Origin of the sequence: Pseudomonas sp. SH10-3B (assembly GCF_019891415.1) — a bacterium.
In the GTDB taxonomy this organism is placed as follows: Bacteria; Pseudomonadota; Gammaproteobacteria; order Pseudomonadales; family Pseudomonadaceae; genus Aquipseudomonas.
Genome location: NZ_JAFLXD010000109.1, coordinates 1 through 1616, shown reverse-complemented (window position 1 = coordinate 1616; position 1616 = coordinate 1). Strand labels below are relative to the sequence as shown.

At 56.4% G+C, this 1616-nt stretch carries 1 protein-coding gene; it reads right to left on the bottom strand.

Annotated features, from left to right (window positions below; all coding sequences use genetic code 11):
- Positions 1 to 162: 162 nt before the first annotated feature.
- On the bottom strand, positions 163 to 1536 hold the full coding sequence (locus tag J1G35_RS30550; RefSeq protein ID WP_053139082.1) for a transposase: 1374 nt from the start codon (positions 1534 to 1536) through the stop codon (positions 163 to 165).
- Positions 1537 to 1616: the final 80 nt, after the last annotated feature.

Below are 1616 nucleotides of genomic sequence, written 5' to 3'. Positions count from 1 at the left end.
GCCGATTCTGTTGAAAAAGTCGGATTTTCAGATCGCTTGAACTCAGGCACGACCACCACTGGAGAACCTACTCACCACATTGAGTGGTTTCTCGGCTCTTCGTTGAGCTTTGCAGCTCGGTTATTGGGTTGGTTTGAGGGTTTTTGCTTTGTGCAGACGCACCTATCCCGTAACCGGTGGCCCTTGAGAAGTAAATTTGGCCAACCGACGCAGGTTCTGCACCGCAGCGGCCAGCGTGAATTCATCGGTTGCGCCGCTCATGCCGCGTAGTCGCAAGCGATCCAGTTTCAGGATGCGCTTGAGGTGGGCAAACAACATTTCGACCTTCTTGCGTTCGTGGCGAGAGCGAATGTACGCAGGTGTCGCTGCGATTCGCCGAGCCACATCACGAGCGGCTTCATGGACGCTGCGGACGATCTTGCGAATCGAAGTGTTCGGGCAGCACTTGGCTTTCAGCGGACAGGCTACGCAGTCGGTCTGCCGGGATCGGAAGATGATGGTGTTGGCTTTGGTGACGTGCGAACGCTCGTTTTTGAAGGCTCGCCATTCGCTACGTAATGCATTGCCGGCCGGACAGCGGTATTCCTCAGCCTCTTCATTCCAGTGGAAATCGTTGCTCGAAAAACTGTCGTTCTTGCGCTCGGTTTTGTCCCACACCGGCACATGCGGCTCGATGTCCTTTTCCTCTACCATCCAGGCCAGCATCGACGCGGTACCGTAAGCGGTGTCGCCAATGAGGCGTTCCGGCTTGATGTCGAACTGCGCTTCGACCCGGTCGATCATGATCTTGGTGCTCTCGACTTCGGCCGTGCGATGAGCGGGTGTGGGTTCCACATCCATGATGACACCGTGCTCGGTATCGATCAGATAATTCGTGGAGTAAGCGTAGAACGCTGGGCCACCTGGAGCTGCGGTCCAGCGGGCTTGAGGATCAGTCAGCGATAGGCGCTTCGGTAGCGTTTCGGCCAGAGCCTCTTCATCGAGTGCCTCAAGATACTCACGCACGGCGCGGGTGCTCAGGGCCGGATCGCTCCAGTTGACCTGTTCATCACCCGGTACACCGCGCTGCCGGCTGGCATCCGCTTTGATGATGCTGGCGTCCACGGCAAAGCCTTCACCTTTGACCAAGCCTGCGTCCATGCAACGACGCAGCACTTCATTGAACAGCCAGCGAAAGAGCTCGCTGTCCCGAAAACGGCCGTGTCTATTTTTGGAAAAGGTCGAGTGATTGGGGACTTCATCTTCAAGGCTTAACCGGCAGAACCAGCGATACGCCAGGTTCAAATGGGTCTCTTCGCACAGCCGCCGCTCGGAGCGAATACCGTAGCAATAGCCCACGATCAGCATGCGGATCATCAACTCTGGGTCAATCGAAGGACGCCCAATTGGGCTGTAAAAATCGGCGAGGTGATGGCGCAGGTCGCTCAGATCGAGACACTGATCAATGCTGCGCAGAAGGTGATTGGAGGGGATGTGATCTTCAAGGTTGAACGAGTAAAACAGTCGCTCCTGCCCACTCGATAACTGTCCCATCATGCTGCGTGCTTCCCTGCTGGCCGATGCGGAGATTTTGCCGCAGGCCAGACAGGGGAGCTACTTTTTCAACAGAATCGGCC